Origin of the sequence: Kineococcus radiotolerans SRS30216 = ATCC BAA-149, assembly GCF_000017305.1 — a bacterium.
Taxonomy (GTDB): domain Bacteria; phylum Actinomycetota; class Actinomycetes; order Actinomycetales; family Kineococcaceae; genus Kineococcus; species Kineococcus radiotolerans.
The window spans coordinates 1,075,943-1,093,648 of record NC_009664.2; the positions used below are offsets into that span (position 1 = coordinate 1,075,943).

At 78.1% G+C, this 17,706-nt stretch carries 14 protein-coding genes; 5 read left to right on the plus strand and 9 right to left on the minus strand.

The genetic code is table 11. The annotated features are described in order from the left end of the window. Positions 1 to 8: 8 nt before the first annotated feature. Positions 9 to 782 carry an endonuclease/exonuclease/phosphatase family protein gene (locus tag KRAD_RS05235; protein WP_012084484.1) on the plus strand — a complete coding sequence of 258 codons (774 nt, stop codon included), beginning with the start codon at positions 9 to 11 and terminating at the stop codon, positions 780 to 782. On the opposite strand, the gene KRAD_RS05240 is transcribed toward KRAD_RS05235, so the two are convergent. From KRAD_RS05240 to KRAD_RS05265, 6 genes are all read right to left on the minus strand, one after another. Continuing rightward, the gene (locus tag KRAD_RS05240) at positions 746 to 1,498 is read right to left on the minus strand and encodes a lysophospholipid acyltransferase family protein (RefSeq protein WP_012084485.1); all 753 of its coding nucleotides are present in this window, start codon (positions 1,496 to 1,498) and stop codon (positions 746 to 748) included. The two genes, KRAD_RS05235 and KRAD_RS05240, sit on opposite strands and share 37 nt — an antisense overlap. A 74-nt stretch (positions 1,499 to 1,572) precedes the next feature. Further along, the gene (locus KRAD_RS05245; RefSeq protein WP_012084486.1) at positions 1,573 to 4,959 is read right to left on the minus strand and encodes an ATP-dependent helicase; all 3,387 of its coding nucleotides are present in this window, start codon (positions 4,957 to 4,959) and stop codon (positions 1,573 to 1,575) included. Then, a complete protein-coding gene (locus KRAD_RS05250) occupies positions 4,956 to 8,348 on the minus strand; it encodes an ATP-dependent helicase (protein WP_049821077.1) in 3,393 nt (1,130 codons plus the stop codon). The genes KRAD_RS05245 and KRAD_RS05250 overlap by 4 nt, the downstream gene beginning before the upstream one ends. Before the next feature lie 36 nt (positions 8,349 to 8,384). Continuing rightward, on the minus strand, positions 8,385 to 9,269 hold the full coding sequence (locus KRAD_RS05255) for a methylenetetrahydrofolate reductase (protein WP_203417496.1): 885 nt from the start codon (positions 9,267 to 9,269) through the stop codon (positions 8,385 to 8,387). Beyond that, complete coding sequence (locus tag KRAD_RS05260; protein ID WP_041291916.1) at positions 9,266 to 9,628, minus strand: MGMT family protein; 363 nt, start codon at positions 9,626 to 9,628, stop codon at positions 9,266 to 9,268. Before KRAD_RS05260 ends, KRAD_RS05255 begins: the two co-directional genes overlap by 4 nt. A 144-nt stretch (positions 9,629 to 9,772) precedes the next feature. After that, positions 9,773 to 10,588 carry a DUF3152 domain-containing protein gene (locus KRAD_RS05265; RefSeq protein ID WP_012084490.1) on the minus strand — a complete coding sequence of 272 codons (816 nt, stop codon included), beginning with the start codon at positions 10,586 to 10,588 and terminating at the stop codon, positions 9,773 to 9,775. Positions 10,589 to 10,734: 146 nt separating this feature from the next. Between KRAD_RS05265 and KRAD_RS05270 the strand changes: the two genes are divergently transcribed. The 3 genes from KRAD_RS05270 (at position 10,735) to KRAD_RS05280 (ending at position 13,748) form a co-directional block, all read left to right on the plus strand. Continuing rightward, the gene (locus tag KRAD_RS05270) at positions 10,735 to 10,959 is read left to right on the plus strand and encodes a DUF3107 domain-containing protein (protein ID WP_012084491.1); all 225 of its coding nucleotides are present in this window, start codon (positions 10,735 to 10,737) and stop codon (positions 10,957 to 10,959) included. Between the two features lie 297 nt (positions 10,960 to 11,256). Continuing rightward, positions 11,257 to 12,954, plus strand: a complete 1,698-nt coding sequence (locus tag KRAD_RS05275) for a DEAD/DEAH box helicase (protein ID WP_012084492.1) — start codon at positions 11,257 to 11,259, stop codon at positions 12,952 to 12,954. Between the two features lie 74 nt (positions 12,955 to 13,028). Beyond that, the gene (locus tag KRAD_RS05280; protein ID WP_012084493.1) at positions 13,029 to 13,748 is read left to right on the plus strand and encodes an oxygenase MpaB family protein; all 720 of its coding nucleotides are present in this window, start codon (positions 13,029 to 13,031) and stop codon (positions 13,746 to 13,748) included. A 16-nt stretch (positions 13,749 to 13,764) separates the two neighbouring features. Here the strand turns inward: KRAD_RS05280 and KRAD_RS05285 are convergent, their stop codons facing one another. Genes KRAD_RS05285 through KRAD_RS05295 form a run of 3 tightly spaced genes read right to left on the minus strand, consistent with a single transcriptional unit; the run spans position 13,765 to position 15,948 of the window. Further along, positions 13,765 to 14,370 (minus strand): MarC family protein, encoded by a 606-nt coding sequence (locus KRAD_RS05285; RefSeq protein ID WP_012084494.1) that lies wholly within the window; start codon positions 14,368 to 14,370, stop codon positions 13,765 to 13,767. Further along, positions 14,367 to 15,224: a PHP domain-containing protein gene (locus KRAD_RS05290; protein ID WP_012084495.1), complete on the minus strand. Its 858-nt coding sequence runs from the start codon at positions 15,222 to 15,224 to the stop codon at positions 14,367 to 14,369. Before KRAD_RS05290 ends, KRAD_RS05285 begins: the two co-directional genes overlap by 4 nt. 58 nt (positions 15,225 to 15,282) lie before the next feature. Then, on the minus strand, positions 15,283 to 15,948 hold the full coding sequence (locus tag KRAD_RS05295) for a DUF6758 family protein (protein ID WP_012084496.1): 666 nt from the start codon (positions 15,946 to 15,948) through the stop codon (positions 15,283 to 15,285). Between the two features lie 148 nt (positions 15,949 to 16,096). On the opposite strand from KRAD_RS05295, the gene KRAD_RS05300 reads away from it, so the two are divergent. After that, entirely contained in the window at positions 16,097 to 17,692 is a 1,596-nt protein-coding gene (locus tag KRAD_RS05300) for an aminopeptidase P family protein (RefSeq protein WP_012084497.1), read from the plus strand. The last annotated feature ends 14 nt before the right edge of the window (positions 17,693 to 17,706 follow it).

The following is a 17,706-nucleotide window of genomic DNA, read 5'->3' on the forward strand; positions in this document are numbered from 1 at the left end:
GGCCCCCGGTGCACCTGAGGATCGCCTCCGTCAACGCCGCGTCCGGACGCGACCTGGCCTCCGGCGCGGTGGACACCTTCGTGCTGACCACCGCCGTCGCGGCGCTGGACGCCGACGTCGTGGCCGTCCAGGAGGTCGACCACCTCCTGCCCCGCAGCGCCCGCGCGGACCAGACCGCGCTGCTGGCCGCGGCCACCGGCTCCAGCGGCCGCTTCGTCGCCACCGTCCACGGCACCCCCGGGGTGGTGGACGGCTTCACCCCCGCCGAGCGGACCGTGCCCGACGAGCCGTCCTACGGCGTCGCGCTGCTGTCGCGGCTGCCCGTCCTGGAGTGGCGGGAGGAGCGGATGGCGCCCGGCCGGGCCCGGCTGCCGCTGCCCGTGCCCGGCCAGGGGCTGCGGTGGATCCCCGACGAACCCCGCGCCGTCGTCGCCGCGGTCGTGGCCACCGCCGCGGGCCCGGTGAGCGTCCTGGGGACGCACCTGTCGTTCTCCCCCGCGCGCTCGGTGGCCCAGCTGCGCGCCGTGCGCCGCTTCGCCGCGGAACTGCCCCGCCCCCTCGTCCTGCTCGGGGACCTCAACCTGCCGCCCGGCGTGGTGCGGCGGGTGCTGCCCTGGCGGGCGCTGGTGACCGGTCCCACGTTCCCCGCCCCCGCGCCGCGGGTGCAGCTCGACCACGCCCTCGCCGACGGGCTGCCGGCGGAGGCCCGGGTGAGCGCCCGCATCGAACGGGTGGGCGGCAGCGATCACCGCGGCGTCGTCGTGGACCTCACCTTCGGCTGAGAGCCCTGGGCGGGCACCCCGGGCCGCACCGGCGCACGCTCCGGGACCGGACCACCCCGGCCACCCGCGTACACGTCGACGTACTCCTGCCCCGAGAGCGCCCGGATCGCGGCCTGCACCTCGTCGGTGACGGCCCTGAGCACCAGCGGGTCGTCCTGCCCGCCCGCGTGGCCGCTGACGTCCAGGGGCTCGCCGATGCGAACCCGCACCCGGCGGATCCGCGGAACCCTGGTCCGGCGGAACAGCGCGTCGGTGCCGATCACCGCCACCGGCAGCACCGGCAGCTCCGAGGCCAGCGCGATCCGGGCGATCCCGGTCCGCCCCCGGTGGAGGCGGCCGTCGGGGGACCGGGTCCCCTCGGTGAACACGCCGAAGACCCGTCCCGCCCGCAGCGCCGCCACCGCCGCGTCGAGGCCGGCCTGCGCGGCGAGGCCACCGGAGCGGTCCACGGGCAGCATCCCCACCCCGCGCACGAACCCGGCCACGAGACGACCCCGCAGCCCGCGCCCGTGGAACAGGTCGGCCTTGGCGATGAACGAGACCTGCCGGGGCAGCACCACCGGGAGGAACACCGGGTCCATCATCGACAGGTGGTTGCAGGCCAGGAGGGCCGGACCGGTGGGAGGCAGGTTCTCCAGCCCCTCGACCACGGGCCGGTACAGCAGCCGGCAGACCGGACCCACGAGCACGTCCGTCATCAGTCGGTACAGCTGCATCCCGCGCTCCCCCCGCCCGGCACCGGCCCCGGGGCCGGGGTGGGTCCGCGCGGAGATGGTGGCACACCCCGGGGCTACGCCGGCGGCACCGACCGCACCAGCCGCTCCAGGTCCTCCGCGCCGAGGAGGTCCACCGGGCGCACCGTCTCCCCCGTGGAGGCGTAGAAGAACGCCGCGCTGACGTCCTCCAGCGGCACCCCGCGCCAGCGCGACCAGGCCAGGCGGTAGACCGCGAGCTGCACGTCGCGGGCCCGGGCCGCCTCCCCCTCCGGGGGCCGGCCCGTCTTCCAGTCCACGACGTCCCAGCGGGTGCGCCCGTCGGCGCCGACGGCGGCGAAGACGGCGTCGACGCGCCCGCGCACGACGAGGTCCGCGACGGGGGTCTCCACCGACACCTCGACGGCCACCGGGTCGCGCGCGGCCCACTCCGAGGCCAGGAACCGGCGCTGCAGGGCCTCCAGCTCGGCGTCGTCGGCGGCGTCCTCGTCAGCGGACCCGGGTAGGTCGACGAGGTCGAGCAGGGAGCTGGCGGTGAAGCGCTGCTCCAGCCAGGCGTGGAACGCGGTGCCCCGCCGGGTCGCGGGCCGCGGCTCCTGCGGCACCGGGCGGCGCAGCTGCAGGGCGAGCGCGTCGGGGTCCTGGGCCAGCGTCACCAGCCGCGAGGCGGACAGGTGCGCGGGCAGCAGCACCCCGGGCGCGTCGTGCGCGGTGGCGCGCTCGGTGAGGAGCAGGCGGCTCTGCTCGGCCCAGGCCGCGGTCTCCTCGTCCACGGCCCCGCCCTCGGGTCCACCGGCCTCGGGGCCAGCCGCCCCACCGGCCGCCCGCTCCGCCATCGCCGCCCGGACCAGGGCGGCCCCGGCGGCGACCTCCACCCGGCGCGAGGCCAGCGGGTCCACCGGCCACACCACCCGCTGCGGGTTCGCGGTGCGCGGGTTCGGAGCCCCCGGTTCCGGCGCCGGGGCGGGCGGGACCACGACGAGACCGGGGACCGCACCCCGCGGGGCCTCGAGGACCTCGCGCAGGAACCGGGAGGGTTCGCGCGGCTTCGCCGCGTCGTCCCAGTGCGCACCGGAGAGGAGCAGCTCCTCCTTGGCGCGGGTGAAGGCGACGTAGGCCAGCCGCCGCTCCTCGGCGAGCTGGTGCTGCCCGCACGCCTCGAGGAAGCGCTGGCGGGCGGTGTCGAGCTCCTTCTGGGTCCCGGCGCCCTCGACGTCGAAGCGCGGCAGGCCCTCCCGGTCCCCGCGCAGCGGGTAGGGCAGCACCCCCAGCGCGCCCGACCCGCCGAGCCAGCCGGGGTCGGTCTCGCCGGAGGCGGGGAACGTCCTCTCCACCAGGCCGGGGACGGCCACGACGTCCCACTCCAGGCCCTTGCTGGCGTGCACGGTGAGCAGCTGCACGGCGTCCGTGGACACCTCGGAGGCGCCCTGCTCCAGACCCCGCTCGCGCACCTCCGCGGCATCCAGCCAGGCCAGGAACCCGCCCAGCCCCGGGCGCTGCGACCCCGCCGAGAACGACGCCGCGGCGTCGGCGAGGGCGTCGAGGTTGGCGCGGGCGGAGGCCGGGGAGCTGCCCGGGCGGGCCGCGACCTCGACGTCGAGCAGCAGAGCCCGCTCGACCTCCCCGACCAGGTCCGGCACGGGCAGGTGGGTGCGGTTGCGCAGCCGGCGCAGCACCGCGGCCAGCCGGGACAGCCGGGCGTGCGCCCGGGGGGAGAGGCTCCGGCCGTCCGGGCCGCTCCACCCGGCCCCGGGGAGGTCGTCGAGGGCCTCGACGAGGCTCACGGCCTCGACCTCGTCGGGGAGGACGAGGGGCTCCTCCCCCGGTTCGTGCGGGTCGGGGGGCAGCCCGGCGCGCCGGTGCTGGAGGTGGCGGGCCCAGGCGCCCAGCGCGGCGAGGTCGCGCGCCCCCAGGCGCCACCGGGCCCCGGTGAGCAGCCGGGCGAGGTGGTCGCCGCGGGCCGGGTCGTGCAGGACGTGCAGGGTCGCCACGACGTCGGCGACCTCCGGGGTGGTCAGCAACCCGCCCAGGCCGACGACCTCGACGGGCAGCCCCGCGTCGCGCAGCGCCCGCTGCAGCACCGTGAACTGGCTGCGCTTGCGGCACAGCACGGCCGCGGTGCGCCGGGGGCGGGGGTCGGCGCCGGGGACGCGGCGCTGGACGGCGAGGCGCTCGGAGTCCGCGCGCCACACCTCCGCCAGCCGCGCGGCGACCTCGGCGGCCTCCTCCTCGACGGTGGCGGAGAAGGCCGCGCGGACCCGGCCCGTGCCCGCCCCCGGGCGGGGGCGCAGGACGGCGACCGCACCGGCCCCCGGGGCGGCGTTCAGCGGGGCGGCGACGAGGTTGGCGGCGGCCAGGACCGCCTCGTCGTTGCGCCAGCTCGTGGCCAGCGGCAGCCGCGCGGCCGGGGTGCCGTCGGCGCGGGGGAAGTGCCCGGGGAAGCGCCCGAGGTTGCCCGCGCTCGCCCCGCGCCAGCCGTAGATGGACTGGTGGGGGTCGCCCACGGCCGTCACCGGGTGGCCGGCGCCGAACAGCGCGCGCAGCAGCATCAGCTGCGCGTAGGAGGTGTCCTGGTACTCGTCGAGCAGGACGACCCGGTGCCGGGCCCGCTCCCCCGCCGCGACCGCGGGGACCTCGCGGGCCAGCCGGGCCGCGAGGAGGACCTGGTCGCCGAAGTCGAGCTGCTCGGCGTCGCGCTTGCGGCGCACGTACTCCTCCAGCAGCGGCACCACCGCCTTCCGGGCCCGCTGCACCGCCAGCAGGTCGCGCACCTTCGCGTACGGCTCCCCCGGGACGTGGGCCCCGAGCTTGGCGACGCTGCGGTCGTCCTTGGGCAGCGCGCGGACCCGGGTCTCGAGGTCGTCGACGAAGGAGACCAGCTCCCCGGGGTCGACGAGGTGCTCGGCGCACTCCCCCGCCAGCTGCACCAGCGCGGCGGCCAGCGTGCTCGGCGCGGCCTCCACCCCGGGCAGGTCCCCCAGCCAGGACTCCACGACGTCGGAGGCGAGCTGCCAGGCCCCGGCGTCGGAGAGCACCGTGGACTGCGGCTCCACGCCCAGGCGCAGGCCGTGGTCGGTCACCAGGGAGGCGGCGTAGGCGTGGTACGTCGACACCACAGGTTCCCCGTCACCGAGACCGTGGGGGCCGTCGGCGCCGGCCCCGGGCGCGGGGGCCGGGCCCAGCCCGACCGCCCGCAGCCCGCGCAGGCGGCGGCGGACGCGCTCGGCGAGCTCGCCGGCGGCCTTGCGGGTGAAGGTCAGCCCCAGCACGTCCTCGGGGGCGACGAGCTCGTTGGCGACCAGCCACACCACCCGCGAGGACATCGTCTCCGTCTTGCCCGATCCCGCGCCGGCGACGACGAGCACCGGCTCGACCGGGGCCTCGATGACGGCGACCTGCTCGGGCGTGGGGGTGGGCCGACCCAGGCGCTGGGCGATCTCGACCGCGCTCAGCCGGGCGCTCACCGGCCCTCCTCCTCGACGACGCTGCGGCCGGCCTCCTGGGCCGGGCAGCTGCTCAGCACCGGGCAGGACCCGCAGTACGGCCCCACCACGGCCTCGAAGCGCCCCGCGGCCATCCCCTCGGCGGCCCGGGCGAGCAGGTCGGCCGCCCAGCCGGGGTCGTCGTCCTCGTCGAGGGCGCGCTGGTGCTGCACGGGGGCCTTCTTCTGGGTGCCGCCGAGCTGGACGAGCACCGCGCCCCCCGTGCCGGTGGGGCCGGTGGGCGGGGCGGGGAAGGCGCCCTCCTGCGCGGCGAGCTGGTAGACGCCCAGCTGGGGGGACCGCTCCACCTCGGCGCGGGAGGGCTGGACCTTGCCGGTCTTGAGGTCGACGACGACCGCGCGGCCCTCGGCGTCGCGCTCGAGGCGGTCCACCCGGCCGCGGACGCGGGCCCGCCCGACCTGGACGTCGACGTCGAGCTCGACCCCGACCAGCGTCCGGCCCTCGGCGCGGGCGTCGCGGTGGTACTCGGCCAGCTTGTCGACCATCCGCAGCGCCCGGGCGCGCGCGGTCTCGGCGACCCAGCCGTCGGGCAGGCCCAGGGTGGGCCACAGCAGGTCCAGCCGGCGCCGCAGCTCGAACGCGTCGGCCTCCGGGGCCTCGGAGGCGATGCGGTGAACGAGGTTGCCGATCGCCTGGCCCGTGGAGTCGCCCGGTCGCGCGCCGGAGCTCTCCAGCAGCCAGCGCAGGCCGCAGCGCTCGAAGCTCTCCACCCGCGAGGGGGACACGGGGACCTCCTCGCCGGGGCCGCGCAGCGCGCCGTCGTCGGTGAGCTCCTGCACGCCGTACCACTCCGAGGGGTCCGCCCCCGCGACCCCGGCCGCGGCGAGCTCGGCCAGCCGGGCCGCCGCGGCCGCCCTGCGCTGCGGGGTCTCGACCGCGTCCGGCGCGCAGACGACCTGCCGCAACCGGGCCACCAGCGCCGGCAGGGACACCGCCCGCGGGACCGTCGCGAGCCCGGGCTCCTCCTCCTCGTCGGCGCGGGTCCGCAGCCCCGCGGCGTCGGCGACGACGTCGAGGAAGGCCGAGGGCCGCTCGTCCTCGTCGCGCACGGCGGTGACCACCAGCTCCTCCCGGGCCCGGGTGACGGCGACGTGGAAGAGCCGCAGCTCGTCCTCCAGCACCGCCCGCCGCGCCCCGGGGCCGTCGGGGTCGCGGCCCTGGAGGACGTCGACGAGGGCCTGCGCGCCGAGCACGGATCCGCGCAGGCGCAGGTCCGGCCAGACGCCCTCCTGCACCCCCGCGACGACGACGAGGTCCCACTCGCGGCCCACCGCGCCCTGCGGGGTGGTCAGCGTGACGGCCCCGGCGTCGGGAGCGCGGTCGGCGAGGGTGTCCGAGGGCACCTCGGCGGCCATCAGCTGGTCGAGGAAGCGGCGGGCGCTGCCGGCGCCGGGGAAGCGGTCCTCGAAGCGCCCCGCGGCCTCGAACAGGGCCAGCACGGCGTCGAGGTCGCGGTCGGCCCGGCCGGCGTCGGCCCCCTCCACGACGGCCCCGGCCAGCGCCGCGCGCTGCCAGCGCGCGGCCAGCCCGCTGGCGTCCCAGAGGTGCCAGAGCACCGTCTCGGCGCTCGTGCCCGCGGCCGCGGCCGCGAGGGCCCGGCGGCCGGCCTGCAGCACGAGCGCGACGCGCACCGCGGGCCCGAGCGCGGGGTCGTCGGCGCCGAGCAGCGCGAGGTCGCCCGTCGCCGCCGCGAGGTCGGTCGCCGGGGCGGCCAGCGCCCCGGCCAGCGCGGAGGTCAGCACCGCGTCGCTGGTGCGCCCCCCGCCGGCGGCGAGCTCGCTGCGCCGCAGCGACTGCCGCAGCCGCCGCAGGGCGACGACGTCGGCCCCGCCCAGGGGCGAGGTGACGAGCTCGCGCGCCGCGGCGTCGTCCAGCGCGGCGGGGTCGAGGACGACGGTGAGGGCGCTCAGCAGCGGCCGCACGGCCGGTTCGTCGCGGACGGGGACCTCGGCCAGCGGGACCGCGAGCGGGACGCCGGCGGCGGCGAGGCTGCGCCGCAGGGCGGCGGTGTGCCCGGCGGAGCGGACGACGACGGCCATCTGCGACCACGGGACCCCGTCGAGCAGGTGGCGCCGGCGCAGCCGCTGGGCGACCCAGGAGGCCTCCTGGGTCGCGGAGGCGAGGACGGCGACCTCGACGCGCCCGCGCTCCACGGCGACCTCGGGGGCGGGGCGGGCCGCGCGCTGCGGGGCGCCCCCGAGGGCACCGATGCGGGTGGACACCGCCCGGCTCACCGCGTGCAGCAGGGGGCGCTGGCGGTGGTCGGTGCCCAGGACGACCGTGGTCGCGCCCACCCCGGGCCGGGGCCCGAACCGGTCGGCCAGCTCCGCGGCCGTGCGGGCGTCGGCGCCGCGGAAGCCCTGGGTGACGCTGTCGGGGTCGGTGGCGAGCACGAGGTCGCGGCCCCCGGCCACCACCTCCAGCAGCCGCAGCGCGGCCTCGGAGAGGTCGTGGGCGTCGTCGACGGCGACGAGGTCCCAGCGGGCGCGCTCGGCGGCCAGCAGCTCCGGCTCGGCCCGCAGGGCGGCGACGGCCTCGTCGACGACACCGGCCGGGTCGTAGGCGTCGGCGCGGCCGAGGGCGTTGACGGCGAGGTACTCCTCGAGCAGGTCCGCGGCGGCGCACCACTCCGGGCGGGCGTGCGCGCGCCCGAGGTCGGCGAGGTCGGCGGGGCCCAGCCCGCGCTCGACGGCGCGCATCAGCAGGTCGCGCAGCTCGTTGCGGAAGCTGCGCAGCCCCCAGGAGGCGCGGGGGACGTCGGAGGGCCAGCCCGGGACGCGCAGCCCGCCCGTCGCGGTGGACGCGCCGGCGGGGTCGAGCTCGGGGAGCTCCGCCGCGTCCGGCCCCTCCGGGGAGGTGACCGCCAGGTGCCCGCGCAGCAGCTCGGCCAGGATCGCGTCCTGCTCGGCGCCGGAGATCAGCCGCGGGGGCGGGGCGCCGTCGCGGGCGTGGACCAGGCGCAGCAGGCCGAAGGCGTAGGACTGCGGGGTCCGGGCGGCGGGCTGGCCGGTGGTGCGCCGCAGCCGCCGGGAGAGGTCGTCGCGCAGCAGGTCCGCGGAGCGGCGGCTGGGGGCGAGCACGAGCACGCGGTCCGGGGCCAGCCCGTCGCGCTCCACGCGGGTCGCGACGAGCTCGCGCAGGGTGCGGGTGCGCCCGGTGCCCGGGGCGCCGAGCACCACCAGCGGGCCGCTGCCCGCGGGGGTGTCCAGGACCCGCCGCTGCGCCGGGTCCGGGGGCTCGACCGCGCCGCCCACGAGCGGGACCCGCCGCAGGCGCGGGACCTGCGGGCGCCGCCGGGTGCCCTCGCCGCCGCCGCGCGCGACCTCGCCCTCACCGTTCTCCCGAAGCACCCGGTCATCGCACCACACGCCTCCGACACGGCGGGCTCAGCGCGGTCCGGCCAGCCCGAGCTCCTCGACGAGGGTCTCGACGTTGCCCGCCGCGTTCAGCGAGTACAGGTGCAGCAGCGGCACCCCCTCCGCCAGCAGCCGGCGACCGTCCTCCAGCGCCAGGCGCACGCCCTCCTCGCGGAACGCGCCGCGGTCGTCGAGGAACGGGGCGAGCCGGCGCTGCAGCCAGGAGGGTTCGTGGCCGTCGGTCAGGCGCCGGGTGACCTCGAGCACCTTCGGGCTGGTCACCGGCAGCAGGCCCGGGACCAGCGGGGCGGTGCAGCCGGCGGCCGCGAGCCGGTCGCGCAGGCGCAGGAAGTCCTCCACGTCGAAGGTGAGCTGGGCGATGGCGAAGCCGGCGCCCGCGGCGAACTTGCCCAGCAGGTGGCGCAGGTCCTCGTCGAGGTCGCGCGACTCCGGGTGCCCCAGCGGGAAGGCGGCCACCCCGGCGCTGCGGACCCCCTCGGCCAGGGCGAGGCGCACCAGCTCGTCGGCGTGCTGCAGCCCCTGCGGGTGCGCCCGCCACGGCGCGCGCGGGTCGCCGTCGGGGTCCCCGCGCAGCGCCAGCACGTCGGTGACCCCGCCGGCGAGGAGGTCGCGCACGACGCCCCGCAGCTGCGGGACCGACTGGCCCACGGCGGTCAGGTGGGCCACGGGGCGCAGGTCGGTGCGCGCGGCGAGGCGCGAGGCGAGCTCGACGGTGCCCTCCCGGGTGCCGCCGCCGGCGCCGTAGGTCACCGAGGCGAACACCGGCCGCAGCCGGGCCAGCCGCTCGACGGCCCGCCACTGGCGCTGCGCGCCCTCCTCGTCGTGGGCGGGCGAGAACTCCACCGAGAACCGCCGCTGCGCGTCGCGCAGGTCCGCGACCAGCCCGTCGCTCACCGCGGGGCCCACGGGGCCGTCCAGCCGCGGGCGTCCCAGCGGGCCCGGGCCAGGTCCACGCGCACGTCGGCGGGGTCGTGGGCCAGCCGCCGCAGGGGGACGCCCTCCTCGCGCCAGTGCTCCAGCGCGCGCTCGGCCAGCGGGGGCGCGGAGCTGCCGTCGGCGCGCAGCACCCGCCACCACGGGGCGTGGGACCCGAAGCGGCGCAGCACGTTCCCCACGAACCGCGGCCCGCGGTCGCCGACGAGCTCACCGACGTCGCCGTAGGTCAGGACCCGCCCGGGCGGGATCGCGTGCACGACCTCGAGGACCTCCTCGGCCCGGTCGGGCAGGTCGGGGGCGTCAGCGGGGTCTCGCACCCGCCGCAGCCTGCCAGCCCCGTCCGACGCGTCGCGGGGGCCCCTCGTGCGGGAGGCCCCGGCAGGGTGACCGGGGTGACGACGGACACCCCGGCCCGGGGCGGCGCGGTGACGACGGTGCACCACTGCTGGGGGCGGGGTCGCTCAGGGGTTCGGCCAGGGGTTGGGCAGCGCCCCGTCGAGCCCCTTGGTCTGCTGCATCATGACCGGCGCGAGCCGCCCGGGGCCCGGGTTGGGGTCGTGGCCGTGACCCAGCGCGTGCCCGACCTCGTGGTTGACGACGTACTGCCGGTAGCCGGTGCGGTCCTCGCCGTAGTCGGGGATCGCCTCCACCCAGCGGTACCAGGTCAGGACCGCGGCGTCGCCGGTGCGGCAGGACAGCGTCCCCATCGTCCGCAGCGGGCGGCACAGGGCGGCCGAGGTGTCGGGGGTGGCGAGGACGAGGCGGATCTCGGCGTCGCCGTCGGTGCGGGCGAAGCTCGTCGTGCCGCCGGCGCCCCAGCCGCGGGGGTCGTTAAGCACCCCCAGGGCGAAGCCGGCGAAGGCCGCCGGGTCCAGGACGCCGGCGTCGACGAGGTCCTGCTCGACCTCCACCCGCACCGTGCGGACCCGCGCCGAGGCCGGGGCCGGGGAGGACCCCGGGACGACGACGAGGGTGCCGCCGCCGGACTGCGGGACCTCGCGGCGCAGGATGCCCGCGGCCACGTCCGCGGCGGTCAAGCCCGGGGGCGGCGCGGGCGCGGTGGGCGTCGACGGCGCGGGCGGGGCGGGGTCGGCGGGGGCCGGAGCGGGGGCGGAGGGGCTCGCGGCGGCCGCGTCCGTGGCGGTGCCGGCGGCGCGCGAGGGGGTGCCGGTGCAGCCGGCGAGCCAGGCCAGGGCACCCAGCCCACCGAGCAGGAGCGCCCGCCGGGGCGCCGGTGCGAGCCGGTCCGGGGCGGGGGCGGGGTCGGGGAGGAGCACGGCGCCAGCTTGGCACCGCGTCCGCTCGCGGCGAACCGGAACGCGCGGGGCGGGCGGGGCCGACTAGCGTGGTGGGCGGCCGGTGTGGTGCTCCACCCGGCCGAGGAGCACGACTGAGGTACGGCGAGACCCGGGAGGGGACTGCGGTGGAGGTTCGGATCGGCGTGCAGAACGTCGCACGCGAGCTGGTGTTCGAGTCGGCCCAGACCAGCGAGGAGATCACCGCGGCGGTCACCGAGGCGCTGTCCGGTGGCGCGGTGCTGCGGCTGGTGGACGAGAAGGGACGCCTGGTGGTGGTCCCGTCCGCGTCGCTGGGCTACGTCGACATCGGCGCGTCGGAGGTCCGCAAGGTGGGCTTCGGCCTGTCCTGAGGACGGTCCCGGGAGATCGGCCCGGGTCACGGCGCCGGGGCGCGGGAGACCGCACCCCGGCGCCGCGGCACGTCCGTCCCCGGACGGGCCGCGTCACGCCGTGGCGCGTCCCGGTTACCCGTCCCGGTTACCATGGTCGGGTTCATGGTTGCCCGGTCGCCAGTCACGATCGGCTGCCGACTGCCGCGACGCGGCCGCACGTCCCGCCTGACGACCTCCTCGCGGAGGGTTCGAGCGCTCCCACCCCGGTGAGCTCGTGCGGGCCGTCGACGCCGCCGCCCCCTCCACGGGAGACCCATGACCGACTCGAGCACGACGGACGTCGAGACGCCCGACCAGACCACCGCACCGGACACCGCCGTCGAGGCCCCGCACGTGGGGACCTTCGCCGAGCACGGCGTGGACCCGCGGATCGCGCAGTCCCTCGCCGGCGCCGGCATCACCACGCCCTTCCCCATCCAGTCGATGACCCTGCCCGTGGCGCTGTCCGGGCACGACATCATCGGCCAGGCCAAGACGGGCACGGGCAAGACCCTCGGCTTCGGCGTCCCGCTCCTGCAGCGGACCGCCGTCCCCGGTGACCCCGCCTACGACGCGCTGCCGAACCCGGGCAAGCCGCAGGCGCTGGTCATCGTCCCCACCCGCGAGCTCGCGACGCAGGTCGCCGGCGACCTGACGACCGCCAGCCGCAACTACCCGGCGCGCATCCTCACCGTCTACGGCGGCCGCGCCTACGAACCGCAGATCGACGCGCTGACCAAGGGCGTCGACGTCGTCGTCGGCACCCCGGGGCGGCTGCTCGACCTGGCCCAGCAGCGCCACCTGGACCTGTCCAACGTGAAGTGCGTCGTCCTCGACGAGGCCGACGAGATGCTCGACCTGGGCTTCCTGCCCGACGTCGAGCGCCTCATCGCCCAGACCGACCCGGCCCGCCAGACGATGCTGTTCTCGGCGACCATGCCCGGCCCGGTCGTGGCCATGGCGCGCTCCTACATGAGCCGCCCCACCCACATCCGCGCCGTGGACCCCACCGACGACGGGGCGACGGTCGCGGCCATCACCCAGTTCGCCTACCGCACCCACGCCCTGGACAAGGTCGAGGTCCTGGCCCGGATGCTGCAGGCCACCGGCCGCGGCCTGACCATCGTCTTCAGCCGCACCAAGCGCACCGCGGCCTCGGTCGCCGAGCAGCTCACCGAGCGCGGCTTCGCGGCGGCCTCCATCCACGGCGACCTGGGCCAGGGGGCGCGCGAGCAGGCCCTGCGTGCGTTCCGCCACGGCAAGGTGGACGTCCTCGTCGCCACCGACGTCGCGGCCCGCGGCATCGACGTCGAGGACGTCACGCACGTCATCAACTACCAGTGCCCCGAGGACGAGAAGACCTACCTGCACCGCATCGGGCGCACCGGGCGGGCCGGGAACACCGGTGTCGCGGTGACCTTCGTGGACTGGGACGAGCTGCCCCGCTGGTCCCTCATCGACAAGGCCCTCGGCCTCGGCTTCGGCGAGCCGGTCGAGACGTACTCGACCTCCCCCAACCTCTACGAGGACCTGGGCATCCCCGCCGGGACGACCGGGCGGCTCCCCCGCGGCCAGCGCACCCGCGCCGGGCTGGAGGCCGAGCAGGTGGAGGACCTCGGCGAGGTCGGCGCGGCCAAGGGCCGCCGCCCGCGCAAGGACTCCCGCGACGGCGCGGGCTCCCGCGACGGCGGTGCCCGCGGCGCCGGGCCCGCTCCCGCCGCGGAGGAGGGGGTCGTCGAGGAGCGCGTCGCGCGTCCCCGCCGCGACCGCCAGCGCCGGCGCACCCGCAACGGCGTCGAGGTCGAGGAGACGGCCGTCGAGGCCGGCAGCACCGCGACCGCTCCCCCCGCCGCGTCGGCGCCGGCCGGGGCGGAGGACGCCGAGCGCCCGCGCCGTCGTCGCCGCACCCGCACCCGGGCCGACGAGGCGGGCACGGGGACGGACGCGGCGGCGAGCGCTCCCGCGGCGGACTGACCGACCGGGGCCGGGCCCACCCGTGGGCCCGGCCCCGAGCTGCGTCCTGCCCCGGGCGAGCGCACCCTGGAGGGGTGACAGCCACCACGACAGGACGCGGCGCCGCCCGGGTGGCGCTGCGCGGCCGGCCCGCACCGGCCCGCCCCCCGTCGGTCTCCGCGGCGCTGCACGCCCGTCCGACCCTGGAGGTGGCGCTGCTGGCGGCCGCCCTGGTGGAGGAGCGGCACCCGCGGCTGGCCCGGGTCGTCACCGCCGACGAACGTCCCCGGCGCCGCCGGGTGCAGGACGCGGCGGCCCTGCTGCGCGCCGCCACCACCGACCCCGTGCGGGCCCTGGGGCTGGCGGCGCGGGAACGGGCGGTGGGCGGGGACCCGCACGTGCGTCCCGAGGGGCACGACCCGGACCTGCTGGCCCTGCGTCACGCGCTGCGGGTGCACTGCGTGCTGCTGACGGCCGCGGCCGCGGGCGGGGAGCCGACCCCGGCGGCGGCGGAGAGCTACGTGCGGGAGCAGCGCAGCACCGCGGTGCTGCTGGGTGCCGAACCCGACGACCTGCCGGCGACGCTGGCCGAGGTGGCGGAGGACGTCGCCGCGGTGCGCGCCGAGGTGGAGGCCGACCCGGCCCCCGTCACCGCGGCCCTGGGCGGCCACCGGGACGGCTGCGGGGACGGCTGCGAGGACGGGGCCTGGCACCGGGTGTCGCGGCTGGCCCTGGGCGTGCTGCCCCCGTGGGCGCGGCCGGGACCGGTGGCGGTCGACCCCGGGGGGCTGACCGCGCGCCTGCGGCGCCTCTGAGGCCGGGCGGGCCGGGTCAGGCGGGACCGACGACGAAGGTGCGCACGGCGTCGGCCACCAGCTGCACGGCGATCGCCGACAGCAGCAGACCCGCCACCCGCGTCACCAGCAGGACCCCGGAGTCGCCAAGGACCTTGTGCACCAACCCGGCGAAGCGCATCGCCAGCCACAGCGTGACGTGCACGGCCAGCACGCCCAGGGCGACCGCGGCCCGGTCGTCCCAGCCCTCGGCCTGCTGCACGAAGACCATGGTGGCGACGATGGCGCCGGGGCCGGCGAGCAGCGGGGTGCCCAGCGGGACCATGGCCACGTTGACCCCGACGGTGCTGGTGGGCTCGTCCCCCTTGCCGGTCAGCAGCTCCAGGGCGATGAGCAGCAGCAGGAGACCCCCCGCGGCCTGCAGCGCGGGCAGGCTGATGTGCAGGTAGTCCAGGATCCGCTGGCCGAAGAGGGCGAAGGCGACGATGACGCCGAAGGCGACGAACACCGCCTGCCGCGCGGCGCGGGAGCGTTCGGCGGTGCTGAAGCTGGCGGTGAGGCCCAGGAAGATCGGCACGGTCCCCAGCGGGTCCATGATGACGAACAGGGTGACGAAGGCCTCCCCGAAGAGCTGCCAGTTCACCGGGGCGACGTCCCGGTGACCCCGGCCCCGGCCTCGGCGAGGGCGTCCAGGCGGGCCAGGACCTCGGGGTCGGTGGTGTTCTCCCCCAGCAGGTTGCGCTTGCCCGTGCCGTGGTAGTCGCTGGAGCCGGTGACCAGCAGGCCCAGGGAGCGGGCCACGTCGCGCAGGTGCGCGCGCTCGGCGTCGGAGTGGTCGCGGTGGTCGACCTCGAGCCCGGCCAGCCCCGCCTCGACCATGGCCTCGATGTCGGCGTCGCCGATGCAGCTGCCCCGCTTCGAGGCCGCGGGGTGGGCGATGACGGACACCCCGCCGGCGGCGCGGACCCGGCGCACGGCCTCGACCGGGTCGGGGGCGGTCTGCGGGACGAAGTACCGGCTGCGGCCGGAGAGGACCGTGGCGAAGGCCTCGTCGCGGTCGGCGACGACGCCCCGGGCCACGAGGGCGTCGGCGATGTGCGGGCGCCCGATCGTCGCCCCGCCGTGGACGTGCTCCAGGACGTCCTCCCAGCGCAGGCCGGTGTCGGGGCCGAGCCGCTCGACCATGAGCCGGGCGCGGCTGGCCCTCGAGGTGCGCGAGCCGGCGAGCATGCGGGCCAGCGGCTCGTCGGCCGGGTCGTGCCGGTAGGAGAGGAGGTGGACGGAGACGCCGCCCCGCAGGCAGCTGATCTCCACCCCGGGGACCACGCGGACTCCCAACCGCTCGCCCGTCGCGACGGCCTCGTCCCAGCCGTCGCTGGTGTCGTGGTCGGTGAGGGCGATGACGTCGAGCCCGGCCTCGGCGGCGGAGGTCACGACCCCCGCCGGCGGCTGGGTCCCGTCGGAAGCGTTGGAGTGCGTGTGCAGGTCGATGCGCACCCCGAGAGCTTACGTGCCGTTCCCGGTCCTCCGGTCCACGCGCGCCCGCGCCCGGGTCTCAGGCCCGCAGGGCGCTGGGCGGGGCGGACCAGGCGACCCGGGGCGAGAGCGCCCCGCAGGGCACGTCGAGCTCGTGGCCGGGGTCGCGCAGGTCGATCAGGTGCAGGTCGTCGAGGAGGGTGACGCCCGCGGTGGCCGGCCACAGCAGCGCCCACAGCCAGACCCCGCCGGCCTCCCCGACGAGGACGGCCCGGTCCTCCGCGGAGGGCACCGGCCACAAGGGGGTGGCGGCTCCGTCGGCGTGGGGCCGGGCGGCGGGCCGGCCGGTGACCAGCCCCTCGCCGGGGTCGACGTCGTCGAGGCCGGCGAGGTGGGCGCCCAGTCCCGTGCCGGGCTGCTCGGAGACGAGGAGGAGGTCGGCCACCGGGGAGCCGCCGGTGCCGTGGTGGGGGCCGCTGGCGGCCACGACCACGGCCTGCGCCTCGTGCTTGCCGTCGCGCACGCAGCGGGTCCCGGTGACCAGCCAGCCGTCGGGCAGGGGCCACGGCAGCCAGACGGGGACGTCGGAGTGCCGCGCGACCCAGGCCAGGTGCTCGGCGTCGGCGGGCTGGGGGGGCTGCAGGGGGACCACCTCCCCGTGGACCGCGCAGGTCGCCGAGGAGTGCCAGATGCTGGGTGCCCGCACCGCTCCGTCGCAGCGGGGGCACGTCGCCGTACCGCCCATGCTCCACGGTGGCCCCGCGACCGCCCGGACGTCAACAGCTGGGTGACGTGCAGTCACGCCGGACGACACCCGGTGACCACCGGGTGGCCTCCGGGGCGGGGCGGCGGGGTGGGGGGACAAGCCGGCGGGGGCGGGCGATGATGGGGCCGTGACTTCCGGAGCGACTTCGCAGACGACGCAGCTGGACGGGGAGGTGGAGGGGGCGACCGTCGAGGACGTCCTCGACGCCCGCGCCCCCGAGGCCGGAGACCCCGTGGTCGCCGTCCCGGGCGCGGAGGAGGACGCGGAGGACGAGAGGTCCCACCGCTCGACCCCCCGCTCGGCGGCCTTCCGCCGCTTCATCGCCGAGGGCTGGGGCCCCCGCCCCGCCGAGGACCTCGGCGCCGCGCCGTCGGCCCCCTTCGCCGCGCGCCGGCGCGAGGTGCTGTCCTCGCTGTTCCCGCACGAGGTCCTCGTCGTGCCCGCCGGCACCCTCGTCCGCCGCTCCAACGACACCGACTACCGCTTCCGGCCGCACTCGGCGTTCGCGCACCTCACCGGGCTCGGCACCGACCGCGAGGCCGACGCCGTCCTCGTCCTGCACCCGCGCGCCGGCGCGGAGGGCCACGAGGCCGTCCTCTACGTGCGCCCGCAGGCCGGGCGGGAGACCGAGGAGTTCTTCGCCGACGCCCGCTACGGCGAGCTCTGGGTCGGGGTCCGTCCCACGCTGCGCGAGTTCGAGGCCCAGACCGGGATCACCTGCCACGACGTCGCGGCCCTGGCCGACGAGGTCGCCGCGTCGATGGCCGAGGGGACCACCACGGGCCTGCGCCTGGTGCCCGACGCGGACCCCGCGGTCACCGGGACCGTGCTCCCGCTGCGCCCGACCCCGCCGGAGGCGGCCGACGACGAGTTCGTCACCGCCCTCTCGGAGCTGCGGCTGGTCAAGGACGAGCACGAGGTCGCCCAGATGAGGGAGGCCGTCGCGGCCAGCGTGCGGGGCTTCGAGGAGGTCGTGCGGGTCCTGCCCCGGGCCGTGGGGCACCCGCGCGGGGAACGCGTCGTGGAGGCCGCCTTCGACGGCCACGCCCGCGTCGAGGGCAACGCCGTGGGCTACGAGACGATCTCCGCGGCCGGGAACCACGCCTGCACGCTGCACTGGATCCGCAACGACGGGGCCATCGCCCCCGGCCAGCTGCTGCTGCTGGACGCCGGGGTGGAGGTCGACTCCCTCTACACCGCCGACGTGACCCGCACCCTGCCCGTCGACGGCACCTTCACCGACGCCCAGCGCCGCGTCTACCAGGCCGTCCTCGACGCCTCCGAGGCCGCCTTCGCCGTCGCCCGGCCCGGGGTGCGCTTCCGCGAGGTCCACGAGGCCGCGATGCGCGTCGTGGCCGACCGGCTGTCCGCGTGGGGGATGCTGCCCGTCGACGCGGCGTCCTCGCTCGAGCCCGGCGGGCAGTTCCACCGCCGGTGGATGCCGCACGGCACCAGCCACCACCTCGGCCTCGACGTCCACGACTGCGCCCAGGCCCGCCGGGAGATGTACCTCGACGCCGAGCTGCGCGAGGGCATGATCTTCACCATCGAGCCGGGCATCTACATCAAGGCCGAGGACGAGCTCGCCCCCGAGGAGCTGCGCGGCATCGGGGTGCGGATCGAGGACGACGTCCTGGTGACCGCCGACGGGGTGGAGAACCTCACCGCCGTGCTGGCCCGCACCCCCGACGCCGTCGAGGCGTGGATGGCCTCGCTGCGCTGAGGACCCGCGGACGC